The sequence below is a fragment of the Candidatus Tisiphia endosymbiont of Xenochironomus xenolabis genome, assembly GCF_964264705.1.
GTDB lineage: Bacteria > Pseudomonadota > Alphaproteobacteria > Rickettsiales > Rickettsiaceae > Tisiphia.
The window spans coordinates 958,970-975,626 of the sequence record NZ_OZ183473.1 but is presented as its reverse complement, the minus strand read 5'-3'; the positions used below and the strand labels follow the sequence as shown (position 1 = coordinate 975,626).

Sequence of the window (16,657 nt, the reverse complement as noted above, 5' to 3'; positions counted from 1 at the left end):
ATTCTACAACAGAACAGTTTAAAAGTCATAGATAAAAACAACCACTGTCATTGCGAGAAGCCAACTTTAGTGGCGATGAAGCAATCCACCTTCTAGCGTCATTGCGAGCAAACATACTTGAGCGTGGCAATCCATGAAGCTTGCTATAGTCAATTCAGGAGAATTTGGGGCTAGGAGCGATGGAGCGACACCTATAAGTAATAGGCGAGCGACGAGCGACAACGTCCCCAACTTCTCATCAATTGACTATATATGGATGCTTCGTCGTGTTTACACACTCCTAGCAATGACGTATAGATGTGCCTACGAATTTGCTGTAATACTAATCGGATTAGCTATAAAAGATAAGTTAATTAATCTAAAGTTTTTTGATAATTAACCTCTTCTTGATCTAGCCTAGCTGCAAATTTACGCATTCTATTCATGTAGAAACCTGTTCCTGCCGGTACTAATCTACCAACTATGACATTTTCTTTCAGTCCACGTAACTTATCAACTCTTCCAGCTATAGCAGATTCCGTTAGAACTCTTGTTGTTTCTTGGAAAGAAGCAGCTGAAATAAACGATCTAGTTTGCAGCGATGCCTTAGTAATACCTTGCAAGATTACCTGAGCTTCCGCCGGTCTTAAACCATTCTTGATAGCTTTTTCATTAATTTCAGCAAATTCGCGATGATCTATCTTCTCATCAACCATTAATGTCGTATCACCAGAATTTGTTATCTCTACTTTTTGTAGCATCTGACGGATTATTACCTCGATATGTTTATCGTCAATTTTTACACCCTGTAAACGATATACTGCTTGAATTTCTCCAACCATGTAACTTGTAAGAGCTTCTACTCCCATTACTTTTAAAATATCTTGCAACACTGGATTACCATCAATTAACATATCGCCTTTTTTAACAAAATCACCCTCATTAACCACAACATGCTTGCCTTTTGGTACCATATACTCAATTGGCATACCACCTTCACTTGGCTGAATAATAATACGCCTTTTTGACTTATAGTCTTTACCAAACTCAACTCTACCATCTAGTTCTGCAATAACGGCATGATTTTTTGGACGTCTAGCCTCAACAAGTTCAGCTACCCTTGGAAGACCACCAGTAATATCTTTGGTTTTAGCTGATTCCCTTGGAATACGTGCTAAAATATCACCTACCGATACTTTAGCCCCATCTTCAACACTTAAAATAGCATTTACTGGTATATAGTATCTAGCCTCTAAACCATTGGATAGCACAATAGTTTCTCCATTCTCATCAACTAATTGGATACGAGGACGCAACTCTGCTCCACGTAAATATTGTTTTGATTCAACTATGACTTTACTAGAAATACCAGTTGCTTCATCAGTAATATCACGAATTGATACCCCTTCTACCATATCTTTGAATGCAATTTTACCAGATTTCTCGGTAATAATTGGAATAGTATACGGATCCCACTCTACTAATTTCTGTGCCTTTTTTACCTTATCTGAATCATCAACTATTAATCTTGCACCATACGGTACTTTATGTCTTGCTTTCTCATTATTATCGCTATCCAACAATAATAACTCACATGAACGACCCATTACGATCTTACGACCTTCAGAATCAACAACAACATTACGTCCTAGAATCTTTACTTTTGCATCATGAGAGGCTTCTATTGAAGATATTTCTGCACCTTTTGTTGCAGCTCCTCCAATATGGAAAGTTCTCATGGTTAGCTGAGTACCTGGTTCACCAATTGACTGGGCAGCAATCACTCCTATTGCTTCCCCTACTGAAACTAAGGAACCAGTAGCTAGATCTCTACCATAGCATTTTACACATATTCCATCAGCGATCTCACATGTTAAAACAGATCGTACTAGCACTGCATCTAAACCAGAAGATTCGATTTCTTCTAATTTTACTTCGTTAATTAATTCACCAGCTGCTAGTAATAGAGCATTAGTAACTGGGTGATAGACGTTAATTGCAACTGTTCTGCCTAAAATTTGCTCTGCCAGTGACACAATAACTTCACCACCATCAATAATACTTCTTACTTCTATGCCTTTTGTAGTTTGACAATCTTCATCGGTAATTATGCAATCTTGAGCAACATCAACTAATCTACGGGTTAAATACCCAGAATTAGCTGTTTTCAATGCTGTATCAGCTAGACCTTTACGAGCACCATGTGTGGAATTAAAATATTCAAGAACAGTAAGACCTTCACGGAAATTAGAGATAATAGGAGTTTCAATAATTTCACCTGACGGTTTAGAAATCAAACCACGCATACCGGCTAACTGCTTAATCTGTGCTGCCGATCCTCTTGCTCCTGAAGTAGCCATCATATATATAGCATTTACTTTCTGATGATTAGGCTTATCATTAACCTGCATCATAGCAATTTCTTTCATCATGTCATTTGCTACTTTATCAGTGCATCTAGACCAAGAATCAATTACTTTATTATATTTTTCACCATAGGTAATTAGACCATCAGAATATTGTTGTTCAAACTCCTTGACCTCAGTTAATGTTGCATTAATATGATTATCTTTTGATTTTGGTACAACCATATCATCCATGCCAAAAGAAATACCTGAGGAACAAGCATATTTAAATCCAAGTTTCATTAGCTGATCAGCAAAAATTACCGTAGCCTTTTGACCACAATGACGATACACTAAATCAATTACCTCAGATATATCTTTTTTAGTCATTGCTTTGTTTACAAACTTAAATCCAACATTATAATTACGAGGCAATAACTCTCCAACAATTAATCTACCAAGGGTAGTATCCACCATAGTTGCTACAACTTCCTCTTCAGCATTAAGCATATTGCGGCGAAATTTTATCTTCGAGTGAATAGTTATTATCTTATTATACAATGCATGTTCAACCTCCGACATGTTGGCAAATGCCATTCCTTCACCAGGTTCATTGTCAAAAACCATGGTTAAATAATACAGACCAAGTACTATGTCTTTATCAGGTACGATAATCGGACGACCATTTGCCGGACTCAATATGTTGTTTGTCGACATCATGAGTACCCTTGCTTCAAGCTGAGCCTCGATTGAAAGAGGGATATGTACTGCCATCTGATCACCATCAAAATCAGCATTGAATGCAGCACAGACTAAAGGATGCAGCTGGATAGCTTTTCCTTCTATCAGTAAAGGTTCAAAAGCCTGGATACCTAAACGGTGTAAAGTTGGTGCTCTATTAAGCAATACCGGGTGTTCACGTATAACTTCTTCTAAAATATCCCATACTTCTGGTTTTTCAGCTTCAACCATTTTTTTAGCAGCTTTTATAGTAGTAGCAACTCCATGTAATTCAAGCTTTGAATAAATAAATGGTTTGAATAACTCCAACGCCATGGTCTTTGGTAAACCGCACTGGTGCAACTTAAGCTCTGGTCCAACAACGATAACGGAACGACCAGAATAATCCACCCTTTTACCCAGCAAATTCTGACGAAGCCGACCTTGTTTACCTTTTAACATATCACTAAGTGACTTAAATGGACGTTTATTAGTATTTTTCACTACTTTACCACGACGACCATTATCAAATAATGCATCGACCGATTCTTGTAACATCCTTTTTTCATTTCGAATGATAATATCCGGTGCTTTTAGTTCCAGTAGTCTTTTTAATCTATTATTTCTATTAATAACTCTTCTATAAAGTTCGTTAAGATCAGAAGTTGCGAATCTTCCTCCATCAAGCATAACTAATGGTCTAATTTCAGGTGGAATAATTGGCAGGACGGTCATAATCATCCATTCCGGCTTATTCTCAGATTCCAGAAAATCTTCAACTAACTTAAGTCTTTTGACAATCTTCTTCTTTTTAATTTCCGAAGATGTATTTAATAAATCGTCCTGCAATCTCTTCTTTAATTCAGGTAAATCAAGTTCTGAAAGCATCTGGTGAACTACTTCCGCCCCAATAGAAGCCGTAAAATTATCTCCTCCATACTCATCTTGTGCCTTTTGCAGACCATCTTCCGATAAAAGATCACCTTTCTGTAGAGCAGATAATCCAGGATCAACGACAACATAACTTTCAAAATACAGAACTTTTTCTAGATCCTTCATAGTCATATCTAGCAATGTACTAATCCTTGATGGTAAAGATTTCAAAAACCATATATGAGCAACTGGTGCTGCTAGTTCAATATGCCCCATTCTTTCTCTACGAACTCTAGATGTAGTAACTTCAACACCGCATTTCTCACAAGTAATGCCACGATATTTCATACGCTTATATTTACCACAAAGACACTCATAGTCTTTCACGGGTCCAAAAATCCTAGCACAGAATAACCCTTCTTTCTCTGGCTTAAAAGTACGATAATTTATCGTCTCAGGTTTCATCACCTCACCAAAAGACCATGAACGCACTTGATCAGGACTAGCAATATTAATCCTTATTTGATCAAATTGCTGAGTACTGCTCAATTGCCCATAGAAATTTGTCATTCCTGTTGTCATAAAGATTCTTCCTTAAAAAATTTTATCAGCAGCTAAATGCTAATCGGGTTAGGTATAAATTCTGTTATATCTATAACATATAGCAGATTTTTATGATCCACTAATAGCCATTTTCATTATTTTTACAGTATTGGTAATTTTTTGTAAGCATTCACGGTTTTTTTGCTATTTTCTTATAATAAATAAAAAATATGCTTGCCAAACGTCATTGCGAGGAGACATAGCCTACGAAGCAATCCAGTCCTGGTCATTTTTTGGATTACCGCGTCGCCGCAAAGCAGCTCCTCGCAATGACGTCTTGTACTTTAACTTTTTTTTCTGTGAACGCTCACCATTTTTTTATCCTTTACCTCAGTCTTATATTTTTAAATGCCATACGTAAGGTGAGTTTTTAATCTGCTGTAGTATCTTCAAGCTTCACATTCAAACATAAGGATCTAAACTCTTTGATCATTACGTTAAATGACTCAGGGATACCAGATTCAAAATTATTATCACCTCGAACAATAGATTCATAAATTTTAATTCTGCCAACCACATCGTCCGATTTTACAGTTAACATTTCTTGTAACGTATAAGCAGCACCATAAGCTTGCAAGCCCCAACATTCCATCTCACCAAATCTCTGACCACCAAAATGTGATTTACCACCTAATGGTTGTTGAGTTACCAAACTATAAGGACCGATAGAACGAGCATGAATTTTATCATCAGCCAAATGGTGCAGTTTTAGGAAATATTTATAGCCAACTGTAACAGTACGATCGAAATATTCTCCTGTTCTACCATCAATTAACCTAGTTTGACCTGATGGATCTTGATCTGCCATAGTTAGCATTTCTTTTACATTCTCAACCTTTGCTCCATCAAAAACCGGAGTTGCAAAATATACTCCCTTATCAATATTATTACAAAATGCCATAATTTCTTCATTAGACATTTTCTTTATATCTTTTGACGTTGAATTATGTCCATATACCTTTGATACAAAAGATTTAAGCTCTTCTATATCAGTTTTATTGTTATGAACTTGATTCAACATAGAAGATATTTTTTTACCAAGACTTACTGCCGCCCAACCAAGATGAGTCTCTAAAATCTGTCCTATATTCATCCGTGAAGGTAAGCCAAGTGGGTTAAGAACTATATCAACTACTGTACCATCTTCTAAAAATGGCATATCTTCTTCTGGCATAATACGGGAGATCACACCCTTATTCCCATGTCTTCCTGCCATTTTATCTCCAGGTTGCAGCTTATGTTTAGTCGCAATAAATACTTTCACAACTTTAAGTGCACCTTGCGGTAAGTCATCGCCACTTTGTAATTTTTCTACTTTACTACTAAAACGCTTATTGAGCCTGTCTTTCTTTTCATCATAATGACGTTTAATTTGTTCAATTTCATTCATTACATCAGTATCTTCAACAATCAACTGCCAAAACTGTCCTTTTGATAATGATTTAAGAATTTGATCGCTAATTAATTGACCGTACTTTACGGATTTAGGACCACTAACAACTATTTGTCCTATTAGAATCTTCTCTAAACGCATAAAAACAAAATGCTCTATGATTCGAAGTTCATCATCTCTATCTTTTGATAATTTTTCAATTTGTTGTTTTTCAATAGCTATAGCACGCTCATCTTTTTCTACTCCCCTACGGGAAAATACTCGTACCTCTACAACCGTACCAGTGATTCCAGAAGGAACGCGTAAAGAGGAGTCCCGAACATCCGAAGCCTTTTCTCCAAAAATAGCTCGGAGTAATTTTTCTTCTGGAGTCATAGGTGACTCACTTTTAGGAGTAACCTTACCCACCAAAATATCACCTGGTTTTACTTCTGCCCCAACATATACTATACCTACTTCGTCAAGGTGACGTAAACTTTCATCACTAACATTTGGAATATCACGAGTGATTTCTTCAGGACCAAGTCTGGTATCTCGAGCAATTATTTCAAATTCTTCAATATGAATTGAAGTATAAACATCATCTTTTACAATACGTTCTGATATTAAAATCGAATCTTCAAAATTATAACCACTCCATGGTAGAAAAGCCACTAGAACATTCCTACCAAGAGCTATCTCTCCATTATCGGTGCTTGGTCCATCAGCAATTACTTCACCTTTTACTACATAATCACCAACATTAATTAATGGTTTTTGATTAATACAAGTATTATGGTTAGACCTTTGAAATTTTAATAAATTATAAATGTCTACACCAGGTGAACCATCTGTTTTCTGTTCTTTAGTTCTCACTACTATTCTAGTTGAATCAACTTGTTCTACTATTCCATCATGTAAGGCTACAACTGAAACTCCAGAATCTTGGGCAACAATTCCTTCAATACCAGTACCAACTAAAGGGGCATCACTTCTAATAAGTGGTACAGCTTGACGTTGCATGTTTGATCCCATCAATGCTCTATTAGCATCATCATTTTCCAAAAATGGAATAAGTGATGCAGCAACAGAAACAACTTGCATCGGGGTAACGTCAATATAATCTATTTCTGCAGGGGTAAGCATAACAAAATTACCGCCATCAATCCGGCAATTAATTAACTCTTCCTGCAACAAACCTTTTTGATCGGTAGCTGCATTAGCTTGAGCAATTTTATATTTCCCTTCTTCAATAGCTGACAAGTAAACAACTTCATCAGTTACACGACCATCTACAACTTTTCGATAAGGAGTTTCAATGAAACCATGTTTATTAACCCTAGCATAAGTAGCCATGGAATTAATCAAACCGATATTCTGTCCTTCTGGTGTTTCGATTGGGCAAATACGTCCATAATGGGTAGGGTGAACGTCCCTTACTTCAAATCCAGCTCTCTCCCTACTAATTCCACCAGGTCCTAAAGCTGATAATCTTCTCTTATGAGTTATTTCTGATAATGGATTAGTTTGATCCATAAACTGAGAAAGTTGTGAAGTACTAAAAAATTCTTTTACTACAGAAACTAAAACTTTTGAATTTACTAAATCATGAGGCATAACCGCATCAAGATCAACCACGGACATTCTTTCAAGTACTGACTTCTCCATACGAACAAGACCAATCCTAAATTGATTCTCAATTAGTTCACCAACTGACCTAACTCTTCTGTTACCAAGGTGATCAATATCATCTATCGAACCTTTACCATCTTTTAGATCTACTAAAACCTTAAGAATATGTTTTATATCTTCAATAGTTAAAATAACTGTAGACTCTGGTATATTAAGTTCCAATCTTGAATTCATTTTAATACGACCAACTTCCGAAAGATCATATCTTTCAGGCTCAAAGAATAAATTATTAAATAATATCTTAGCAGCTTCAATGTTAGCCGGTTCTCCTGGTCTTAATACCCTAAATATGTCGATCAATGCTGATTCATAATTTTGGTTTTTATCAGCAAATAAGGTATTTCTTATGTAAGGACCTGATTGGGTATTGATAGCAAGTACATCAACGGACAAAATTCCAAGAGTCCTAATAGAATCGAGCGTATCTATTGTAACCATTTCACCAATGCCAGCTAGTACTTCACCATTATTTGGATTAACAAGATCATGTGCTAAATATTTCCCTACCAAATACTCCCCTTCTACCAAAATATTTTTCACTCCATCTTGAGCAAATTTCTTAGCCAGACGAGGGGTAATCTTTTGACCAGATGCAAGTATGATATTGCCAGTATCCGCATCTACTAAGTCATTAGATAGCCTATGAGCGGTTATAGACTCAGGTATAAACTTTGTTGCCCAGCATCCATTCTTGGTAAAACAGGTTACTGTATCATAATAGAATTTTATAATTTCACTGGTAGACATTCCAATAGCTCTAAGTAGAGTAGTAACATAAAGCTTTCTTTTCCTATCTATTCTAAAGTACATAACATCTTTAGCATCAAATTCAAAATCTAACCATGATCCTCTATATGGTATAACCCTAGCAGAATACAAAAACTTGCCTGAAGAGTGAACTTTGCCTTCATCATGATAGAAGAATACACCAGGCGACCTATGCATCTGTGATACTACCACTCTTTCTGTACCATTAATAACAAAGGTACCATTTTTGGTCATCAGGGGAATATCCCCCATATAAACTTCTTGTTCTTTAATGCCTTTAATTTCTCTTGCTCCAGTATCTTCGTCAATATCCCAAATACTTAATCTTAATGTAACTTTAAGGGGAGCAGCATAACTAAGACCTCTTTGTGTACACTCCTCAACATCATATTTAGGATTATCAAATTCATATTTAGCAAATTCTAAATAGGCAATATTAGAGGGATCATGAATCGGGAAAATTGAACTTAATACTGATTGTAATCCTTTGTTTTCTCGCTCAAAGTCTTTAACTCCAAATTGTAAAAAACCTTTTTCATAAGAATTTTTCTGAACCTCAATCAAATTTGGTATAGATGCTACCAAATTTATGTGACCAAAATTCTTTCTTATGCGTTTACCAATTGATAAGGACTGCGTTGTCATATAATCTCCCGATTCATTATCTATATCTTAACACGAGTTACCAATATATATATAATTGGTAACTCGGCTATAATCTTGAAAAAATAGACTTGTTATTGTGAACAAAGTTTCTGTCATAACTTTTTGTCATATTTTTGATAAAAATTGTAACTTTCAATAATTTTTGTTTTGAAACCAAACAAAAAGCCACTTAAAGAACTCAATTTAGAAGTAATGTATGTTCGAATTATTTGGAGAATTGGCATATAAAACAAAAAAGAAATCTGACATATGCATATTCAGAACAAAAGCCCATGCACAGTTTATAGTTTTACGAAACCAATTCTCTAATTATTCAAGCTTTAAATTATTCAAGCATAATCTCAAATTATTTTTATTTTTGCTAAATAGTATGAATAAATTTTTTAAATTAATAGGCTCTGTGAAGCTAAAATGCATAAATCTGTTGCAAACCTTCAGCTGATTTAGAATTTTGAATAAACAAATGCCAAATTCTCCCATGACAAAAAATATCCGCCCTAGGAGTTTAATAGCTTTTTGTTTATATTTTTGTATAAAATGCAATAGTTTTTGCAGGCACGAAAGTATATTTAGCACCACAATTCTTAAGCAAAATAGAACATCACACAACAAGTTTATTCCCATTATCAACAATACAAACCTAGATTCAGTACTAAAAACGCTAAATATATCAATGTATACTCCAATAATTTAAAGAATTAGAGTATACATATAGTCAATTAACCTGAATTAGTGTCGAATAAGCACCCATCGTACGTCTATTAGCGAGAAGGCGTAAGCCTCCGAAACAATCCATTTTAATAGTTTTTTTTTGGATTGCATCAATGCCACTAAAGTGGCTCCTCGCAATGACGCTGAGGCTAAATACTAATCGGATTTATAACGTTACCAATTCAAGTTATTCACTATAGTCAATTGATGAGAAGTTGGGGATGTTGTCGCTCAATGCTCGCCTATTACTTATAGGCGTTGCTCCATCGTTCCTAGCCCCAAATGCTCCTGAATCGACCATAATTCTCATAAAATAACTGATATTATGAAAATTATTTTAATTCAACTTTTGCTCCAGCTGCTTCTAATTTTTCTTTAAAGCTTTCAGCTTCTTCTTTATTTACACCAGATTTAATCGTTTTTGGGGCAGCATCAACTAATTCTTTAGCTTCTTTCAAGCCAAGACCAGTAAGCTCTCTAGTGACCTTAATTACTTCTATTTTTTTATCACCACTACTAACCAAAACAACTTCAAAGGCTGTCTTTTCAGCTACTGCTTCTGATGCGGCAGGAGCTGCGGCTACTGCTACAGGAGCAGCAGCTGTTACACCCCATTTTTCTTCTAGCATTTTTGAAAGCTCTGCTGCTTGAATTACTGTAAGAGTTGATAATTGATCTACGATTTTTACTAGGTCTGTCATAATTTTCTTCCTTTTAAAACTTTTTTATTAAATTAACTTTTATTTGCATAAGCTTGCAAAACTCTAGCAAGTCCAGATGCAGGAGCTTGTATAACTCCAGCAATTTTAGTTGCAGGAGCTTGTAGAACCCCAATAATTTTACCTCTAAGCTCGTCTAATGAAGGCAATTTTGCCAGTTGTTGTACAGAATTGACATCTAATACTTGATTATTTACTAAACCACCAACTATTTTCAAACATTCATTAGCTTTTGCAAATTCTACGATAAGTTTTGCAGCTTCAACAAGGTCTTCAGAATATGCTAACGCTGTAGGACCAGCAAACAAATGTGTAATATTATCAATACCAGCCTTATTGGCTGCTATTTTTGATAAAGTATTTTTAACTACTTTGAATCCCACATTTTTTGCTTTAAGAGACCTACGTAGCGTAGTCACTTGACTAACAGTAAGTCCATGATAATGAGTAATTATCACGGAGTTTGACCGCTTATACACTTCTTCAAGTTCTACGACAAACTCATGTTTCTCTGATCTTAACACCTTAACTCTCCCTGTCGTGTTTTACGATATAGTTGCTAAATCTATTTTTACTGATGGTCCCATAGTAGAAGATAGATATATTGCTTTTAAATAATTTCCTTTAGCACCAGAAGGCTTTGCTTTAACTACAGCAGATATCAAGGTTGATGCATTATTTACTAAATCTTGTTTAGTAAATGATAATTTACCAACTCCAGCATGAATAATACCAGCCTTTTCAACCCTATACTCTACTTGACCACTTTTGGCATTTTTAATTGCCGTTACGATATCTGTAGTTACCGTGCCAAGTTTTGGATTAGGCATTAAGCCCTTTGGCCCAAGAATTCTTGCCACCGAACCTATTGCTGACATCATATTTGGTGTTGCAATACAAACGTCAAAATTAATTTTCCCAGCCTTAATATCATCGATAATCTCTGTAGAACCAGCCATATCTGCTCCAGCGGCTTTAGCTTCTTCTATCTGTTCATCCTTACAAATCACTGCAACTCTACTAACTTTACCGGTACCAGCTGGCAATGCCACAACACCACGCACCATTTGATCCGAATGTTTAGGATCTACCCCTAGTTTCATTACCACTTCCAAAGTAGAATCAAATTTAGTATAGGATGCCGACTGCAAAGCTTCTATTCCTTCTGCTAAAGTACGGTTGCTAGCCAGTTCTATATTCTTTCTCGCTGCCCGTATTTTTTTACCACCAGTTAACTTTCTATTATTCACAGCATCCTTTTTATCAACTATCATATATTAATCTCCTACTACTTCAAGCCCCATAGATTCAGCAGCACCACGAATAATTTTAGCGGCAGCTATTAAATTATCAGCATTAAGATCCACCATCTTAATTTTGGCAATTTCCATACAATCTGACATGGTAACCTTACCAACAAATGCCTCTTTTTTAGTAGCACTAGAACCTTTAGGAATTTTAGCAAATTGTTTTAAATAATACGATGCCGGGGAAGTCTTGGTTACAAAAGTAAAACTATTATCCTCGTAAGCAGTAATTATAACTGGAATAGGCATCCCTGGTTCAACGTCTTGAGTAGCAGCATTAAACGCCTTACAAAACTCCATAATATTAAGCTTCTTTTGCCCAAGGGTAGAACCAATAGGTGGAGCTGGATTAGCCTTACCTGCTGGCACCGTTAACTTAATATAACATTTTATTTTTTTTGACATTATAATCCTATCTTTATTCATTCAATACCAATTGGTAATTATCTAATAATAATTTACTAATTAGTCTATTAGACCTCTTGCAAAACTCTACTTCTGCTGGTAATTTGGACAATGATGCGGTACTCGAATCCTCACGTACATTAAAGTACGCTGCGGTTCTGCGTTCCGCGTCTCCTCCAAATTCCTCAGCATAAGCGAGTTTTGCAAGAGGTCTATTATTTACCTTACACATGGCATTTAAAAGCCATAGGGAAAATAACTTAACGTCATTGCGAGACCATGTAATGGTCAAAGCAATCCATAATCATTTTCCTAGACTGCTTTGTCGGCTTCCGCCTCCTCGCAATGACACCTAAAGCTTACAACACCCTCTAATTATTCTTCTTAACTTGCGTAAAATTTAATTCTATAGGAGTTGCTTTACCAAAAATAGATATAGACACACGCAATTTATTTTTGTCATAATCAATTTCTTCTATAACTCCTGTGAAAGTCTCAAATGGACCGTCAGTAACAATTATCGCTTCACCAATTTCATATAATTTTGAAACCCTAGCATCTTTAGTTTCAGATTCAAGCTTACTAAAAATATTTTGTATTTCTTTTTCACTAAGAGCTTGAGGAGTACTTTTACTACCTAAGAAACCTGTAACTTTAGTAACACTTTTTACCAAATGCCAAGCATCACCTGTCATCTTCATTTTAACAAAAATATAACCAGGCATAAATTTCTTTTCAGTCTTAACGTTCTTACCACGTTTAACTTCAGGTACTTCAATAACCGGAACAATGATATCTTCAAAAGATTCCGACATACCTTGCTTGGCAATTTGATCAAGAATCATTTGCTTTACACGCTTTTCTGACCCCGATAATGTATGAATAACGTACCACTGCACCACAATTTCCCTAAACTTATTCTTTACTTCCCAATATTAAGTAAAACCTGCATTATGCTATGTATACCGTAGTCTAATACTAAACAAATTATACTAAAAATAAATACAGCCACCACTACTATAATAGTTGAAGTAATCAATTCCTTCTTACCAAGCCAAACAATTTTATAAACTTCTTGCTTTACTTGCTCATAAAATTTGTAGACTCTATTTTCCTTTAACATATTATACGAACTCATTATATTTGGCAGGAGCGACAGGAATTGAACCCGCAACCTTCGGTTTTGGAGACCGACGCTCTACCAATTGAGCTACACTCCTATCACATTTTCACTAAGAAATCAAACTATTTCTTAATGAATTATAATCACAGCAATTTAAAAGCCGTAGAAAAACAGTCAACGTCATTGCGAAACCACACAAGTAGGTCGAAGCAATCCATTTTTAACTATTTCCCTACAATCTTTAAACTACCATAAATTATAATATCACATCATATATGTTCCACTAATACTTTAATGTGAAAAATATTTTTATTTTTTACCTTTAATAGTCTCAGCTACCTGTAACGGCACTTGCTCATAATGAGAGAAAACCATACTATATTGAGATCTGCCTTGTGATAAAGAACGCAAAGTACTAACATAACCAAACATTTCAGCTAAAGGCACATTGGCAGTTATAACTTGTGCATTACCTCGTGGATCCATGCTTTGCATTTGTCCTCTACGACTATTTAGGTCTCCAATAATATCACCCATATATTCATTTGGAGTAATTACTTCCACTTTCATAATTGGTTCAAGTAATTTTGGATTACCTTTTGGCATACCTTCCCTAAAAGCAGCCTTGGTAGCTATTTCAAACGCTAGTACACTTGAATCCACATCATGGAATGCTCCATCTATCAAAGTTGCTTTGAAATCAATCATTGGATAACCAGCAACTACCCCTGTATCCTTAATATTATTTAAACCCTTCTCAACGCCAGGAATAAATTCCTTTGGTATAGCTCCACCAACAATTTTGCTTTCAAAAGCAAATCCTTCCCCAGCTTCTTGAGGTTCAAATATTATTTTGACCCGTGCAAACTGTCCAGCTCCACCAGATTGTTTTTTATGTGTATAGTCAATCTCACAACGCTTAGTAATTGTCTCACGATAAGCTACTTGTGGAGCTCCAACATTCACCTCAACTTTAAACTCACGTTTCATACGATCAACCATGATCTCTAAATGCAGCTCGCCCATACCTTTAATAACAGTCTGACCGCTTTCTTGATCAGTCGACACTCTAAAAGATGGATCTTCAGCAGCTAACCTAGACAATGCCATTCCCATTTTTTCTTGATCAGCAGTTGATTTTGGTTCTACGGCTAGTTCAATAACTGGTTCAGGAAATTCCATTCTCTCTAAAATAACCTGCTTATCCGCACCACACAAAGTATCACCAGTAGTTGTATTCTTAAGACCAGCCAGGGCAACAATATCTCCTGCTAAAGCTTCTTTAACATCTTCCCTTTCATTAGCATGCATAAGCAGCATTCTGCCTACTCGTTCTTTTTGATTCTTTACCGTATTAATCACAGTAGCACCAGAACTAATCTTACCAGAGTAAATTCTAACAAATGTAAGAGATCCAACAAATGGATCAGTCATTACTTTAAATGCTAAAGCAGCAAGAGGTTCAGACGTTGAGATTTTAAAGTCTTTTTCTTCTCCAGAATCAACCTCTATTCCCCTAACGATTCCAATATCAACCGGTGAAGGTAGATAATCAACAACTGCATCTAGCAAGGGTTGCACACCTTTATTTTTAAAAGCACTACCACATAATACTGGGAAAAAAGCTCTATCAATTGTTCCTTTCCTTATTGCTGATTTAATTTCTTCTTCCGTAAACTCTTCAGCTGACAAATATTTTTCCATCAAATGATCATCAATTTCAGCAACCATTTCAACAAGCAAAGCCCGATATTCTTCAGCTTTTTCTAGCATATCACTAGGAATATCTCCGTATGAATATTCAGCACCAAGAGATTCATCTTTCCAAATTATTGCCTTCATCTTAACTAGGTCAATAACCCCTTTAAAATTTTCTTCAATACCAACTGGCAACTGAATTACTAGAGGTTTTGCCCCAAGGCGATCTTTGATCATTTCCACGCATTGGTAAAAATTAGCACCCATTCTGTCCATCTTATTGACAAAACACATTCTAGGTACTCCATATTTATCAGCCTGTCTCCATACTATCTCTGATTGCGGTTCAACACCAGCCACACCATCAAATACTGCTACCGCCCCATCAAGAACCCGCAGAGATCTTTCTACTTCGATAGTAAAATCTACGTGACCTGGTGTATCAATAATATTAATTCTCTTATTTTGCCAGTAACAGGTAGTAGCAGCAGAAGTAATGGTAATACCACGCTCTTGCTCCTGTTCCATCCAATCCATGGTAGCACCACCTTCATGGACTTCACCAATCTTATGTGATTTACCAGTATAGAAAAGAATACGCTCGGTTGTAGTAGTTTTACCAGCGTCAATATGAGCACAAATCCCGATATTACGAGTATTAGCAAGAGAAAATTCCGTAGTTGACATATAACTTAATTACCTTGGTTACGATTTTTTAGGACTAAAATGAGCAAAAGCTTTGTTAGCTTCAGCCATTTTATGAGTGTCCTCTCTCTTTTTAATAGCAACTCCTCTACTATTTGACGCTTCAAATAATTCCTCTGCTAACTTGTCAATCATCATTTTTTCAGAACGTTTATTGGCTGCATTAATAATCCAACGTGATGCAAGTGCATACCCTCTTCTTTCATCGACAGGAGAAGGAACCTGATAATTTGCCCCTCCCACCCGTACTGAAGTAACTTCAAGATACGGCTTAACATTATTCATTGCATTATTGAAAGTTTCATAAGGATCTACCTTATGCTTTTTCTCTATCTTACTAAAAGCAGAATATACTATTCTTTCAGCTAGAGCTTTCTTCCCTTCTTTCATAATATTATTAATGAACCTAGCAAGCAGAGGGCTATTATACTTCATATCAGGCAAGACAACCCTTCTCTCTGCGGCATGACGACGTGACATCTTATCTCTCTATTTCAAATTATTTTTTTACAGCTTGCTGTTTTGCTGACGTACCATAACGTGAGCGTCCTTGTTTACGATTTTTTACACCCTGAGTATCATAAGCACCACGTACTATATGGTACTTAACACCTGGAAGATCAGGAACCCTTCCCCCTCTTACCAATACTGTTGAGTGTTCTTGTAAATTATGACCTTCACCAGGTATATAAGCATTGACATACTGCCCATTACTTAAGCGAACACGTGCCATCTTACGAAGAGCAGAGTTAGGCTTCTTAGGAGTGACAGTTTTCACTATTACACAAACACCTTTCAAAAATGGATTGGATTCTAAAGCCGGGGATTTTGTTCTACGAACCTTCGACTTTCTTCCAAAACGTACTAATTGATTATTTGTTGGCATCCAATACTCCAAAATTATTTCTTTTGACTCTTAATCTATCAATTTTTGAAATGATAAGAATATATAATAATCCTTAAAGCTACGG

General features: G+C 35.8%; 14 protein-coding genes and 1 tRNA gene. 1 reads left to right on the top strand and 14 read right to left on the bottom strand.

Going from position 1 to position 16,657, the window contains the following annotated elements; translation table 11 throughout:
* Positions 1 to 133: 133 nt before the first annotated feature.
* Positions 134 to 379 (top strand): palindromic element RPE2 domain-containing protein, encoded by a 246-nt coding sequence (locus ACFELY_RS04815; protein WP_375329914.1) that lies wholly within the window; start codon positions 134 to 136, stop codon positions 377 to 379.
* Here ACFELY_RS04815 and rpoC read toward each other — a convergent pair.
* From rpoC to rpsL, 14 genes are all read right to left on the bottom strand, one after another.
* Complete coding sequence (gene rpoC / locus ACFELY_RS04810; protein WP_375333784.1) at positions 354 to 4,499, bottom strand: DNA-directed RNA polymerase subunit beta'; 4,146 nt, start codon at positions 4,497 to 4,499, stop codon at positions 354 to 356. The two genes, ACFELY_RS04815 and rpoC, sit on opposite strands and share 26 nt — an antisense overlap.
* 391 nt (positions 4,500 to 4,890) lie before the next feature.
* On the bottom strand, positions 4,891 to 8,997 hold the full coding sequence (gene rpoB / locus ACFELY_RS04805) for a DNA-directed RNA polymerase subunit beta (RefSeq protein ID WP_375333783.1): 4,107 nt from the start codon (positions 8,995 to 8,997) through the stop codon (positions 4,891 to 4,893).
* Between the two features lie 919 nt (positions 8,998 to 9,916).
* Positions 9,917 to 10,039, bottom strand: coding sequence for a palindromic element RPE2 domain-containing protein (locus ACFELY_RS04800; RefSeq protein WP_375329917.1), 123 nt, complete (start codon positions 10,037 to 10,039; stop codon positions 9,917 to 9,919).
* A gap of 22 nt (positions 10,040 to 10,061) precedes the next feature.
* A complete protein-coding gene (gene rplL, locus ACFELY_RS04795) occupies positions 10,062 to 10,430 on the bottom strand; it encodes a 50S ribosomal protein L7/L12 (RefSeq protein ID WP_250312032.1) in 369 nt (122 codons plus the stop codon).
* Between the two features lie 32 nt (positions 10,431 to 10,462).
* Entirely contained in the window at positions 10,463 to 10,972 is a 510-nt protein-coding gene (gene rplJ, locus ACFELY_RS04790) for a 50S ribosomal protein L10 (RefSeq protein WP_341752976.1), read from the bottom strand.
* A gap of 21 nt (positions 10,973 to 10,993) precedes the next feature.
* Entirely contained in the window at positions 10,994 to 11,722 is a 729-nt protein-coding gene (gene rplA, locus ACFELY_RS04785; protein WP_375333782.1) for a 50S ribosomal protein L1, read from the bottom strand.
* Between the two features lie 3 nt (positions 11,723 to 11,725).
* The gene (gene rplK, locus ACFELY_RS04780; protein WP_375333781.1) at positions 11,726 to 12,160 is read right to left on the bottom strand and encodes a 50S ribosomal protein L11; all 435 of its coding nucleotides are present in this window, start codon (positions 12,158 to 12,160) and stop codon (positions 11,726 to 11,728) included.
* 13 nt (positions 12,161 to 12,173) lie between these two features.
* Positions 12,174 to 12,392: a palindromic element RPE1 domain-containing protein gene (locus ACFELY_RS04775; protein WP_375329920.1), complete on the bottom strand. Its 219-nt coding sequence runs from the start codon at positions 12,390 to 12,392 to the stop codon at positions 12,174 to 12,176.
* 139 nt (positions 12,393 to 12,531) lie between these two features.
* A complete protein-coding gene (gene nusG / locus ACFELY_RS04770; RefSeq protein WP_375334137.1) occupies positions 12,532 to 13,065 on the bottom strand; it encodes a transcription termination/antitermination protein NusG in 534 nt (177 codons plus the stop codon).
* A 17-nt stretch (positions 13,066 to 13,082) separates the two neighbouring features.
* Entirely contained in the window at positions 13,083 to 13,283 is a 201-nt protein-coding gene (gene secE / locus ACFELY_RS04765; RefSeq protein ID WP_341751060.1) for a preprotein translocase subunit SecE, read from the bottom strand.
* Between the two features lie 21 nt (positions 13,284 to 13,304).
* A tRNA-Trp gene (locus ACFELY_RS04760) sits at positions 13,305 to 13,380 on the bottom strand.
* Positions 13,381 to 13,592: 212 nt separating this feature from the next.
* Positions 13,593 to 15,668, bottom strand: coding sequence for an elongation factor G (gene fusA, locus ACFELY_RS04755; protein WP_375333780.1), 2,076 nt, complete (start codon positions 15,666 to 15,668; stop codon positions 13,593 to 13,595).
* An 18-nt stretch (positions 15,669 to 15,686) separates the two neighbouring features.
* Positions 15,687 to 16,166 carry a 30S ribosomal protein S7 gene (rpsG, locus tag ACFELY_RS04750; protein ID WP_341749677.1) on the bottom strand — a complete coding sequence of 160 codons (480 nt, stop codon included), beginning with the start codon at positions 16,164 to 16,166 and terminating at the stop codon, positions 15,687 to 15,689.
* A gap of 19 nt (positions 16,167 to 16,185) precedes the next feature.
* Positions 16,186 to 16,572, bottom strand: coding sequence for a 30S ribosomal protein S12 (gene rpsL, locus ACFELY_RS04745; RefSeq protein ID WP_341748806.1), 387 nt, complete (start codon positions 16,570 to 16,572; stop codon positions 16,186 to 16,188).
* Between the last annotated feature and the right edge of the window lie 85 nt (positions 16,573 to 16,657).

Bases quoted from the DNA above. Each gene is read 5' to 3' on its own strand.
- ACFELY_RS04815 (WP_375329914.1), top strand. From the start codon at position 134: ATGAAGCTTGCTATAGTCAATTCAGGAGAATTTGGGGCTAGGAGCGAT.
- rpoC (WP_375333784.1), bottom strand. From the start codon at position 4,499: ATGACAACAGGAATGACAAATTTCTATGGGCAATTGAGCAGTACTCAG.
- rpoB (WP_375333783.1), bottom strand. From the start codon at position 8,997: ATGACAACGCAGTCCTTATCAATTGGTAAACGCATAAGAAAGAATTTT.
- ACFELY_RS04800 (WP_375329917.1), bottom strand. From the start codon at position 10,039: ATGAGAATTATGGTCGATTCAGGAGCATTTGGGGCTAGGAACGATGGA.
- rplL (WP_250312032.1), bottom strand. From the start codon at position 10,430: ATGACAGACCTAGTAAAAATCGTAGATCAATTATCAACTCTTACAGTA.
- rplA (WP_375333782.1), bottom strand. From the start codon at position 11,722: ATGATAGTTGATAAAAAGGATGCTGTGAATAATAGAAAGTTAACTGGT.
- rplK (WP_375333781.1), bottom strand. From the start codon at position 12,160: ATGTCAAAAAAAATAAAATGTTATATTAAGTTAACGGTGCCAGCAGGT.
- ACFELY_RS04775 (WP_375329920.1), bottom strand. From the start codon at position 12,392: ATGTGTAAGGTAAATAATAGACCTCTTGCAAAACTCGCTTATGCTGAG.
- secE (WP_341751060.1), bottom strand. From the start codon at position 13,283: ATGTTAAAGGAAAATAGAGTCTACAAATTTTATGAGCAAGTAAAGCAA.
- fusA (WP_375333780.1), bottom strand. From the start codon at position 15,668: ATGTCAACTACGGAATTTTCTCTTGCTAATACTCGTAATATCGGGATT.
- rpsG (WP_341749677.1), bottom strand. From the start codon at position 16,166: ATGTCACGTCGTCATGCCGCAGAGAGAAGGGTTGTCTTGCCTGATATG.
- rpsL (WP_341748806.1), bottom strand. From the start codon at position 16,572: ATGCCAACAAATAATCAATTAGTACGTTTTGGAAGAAAGTCGAAGGTT.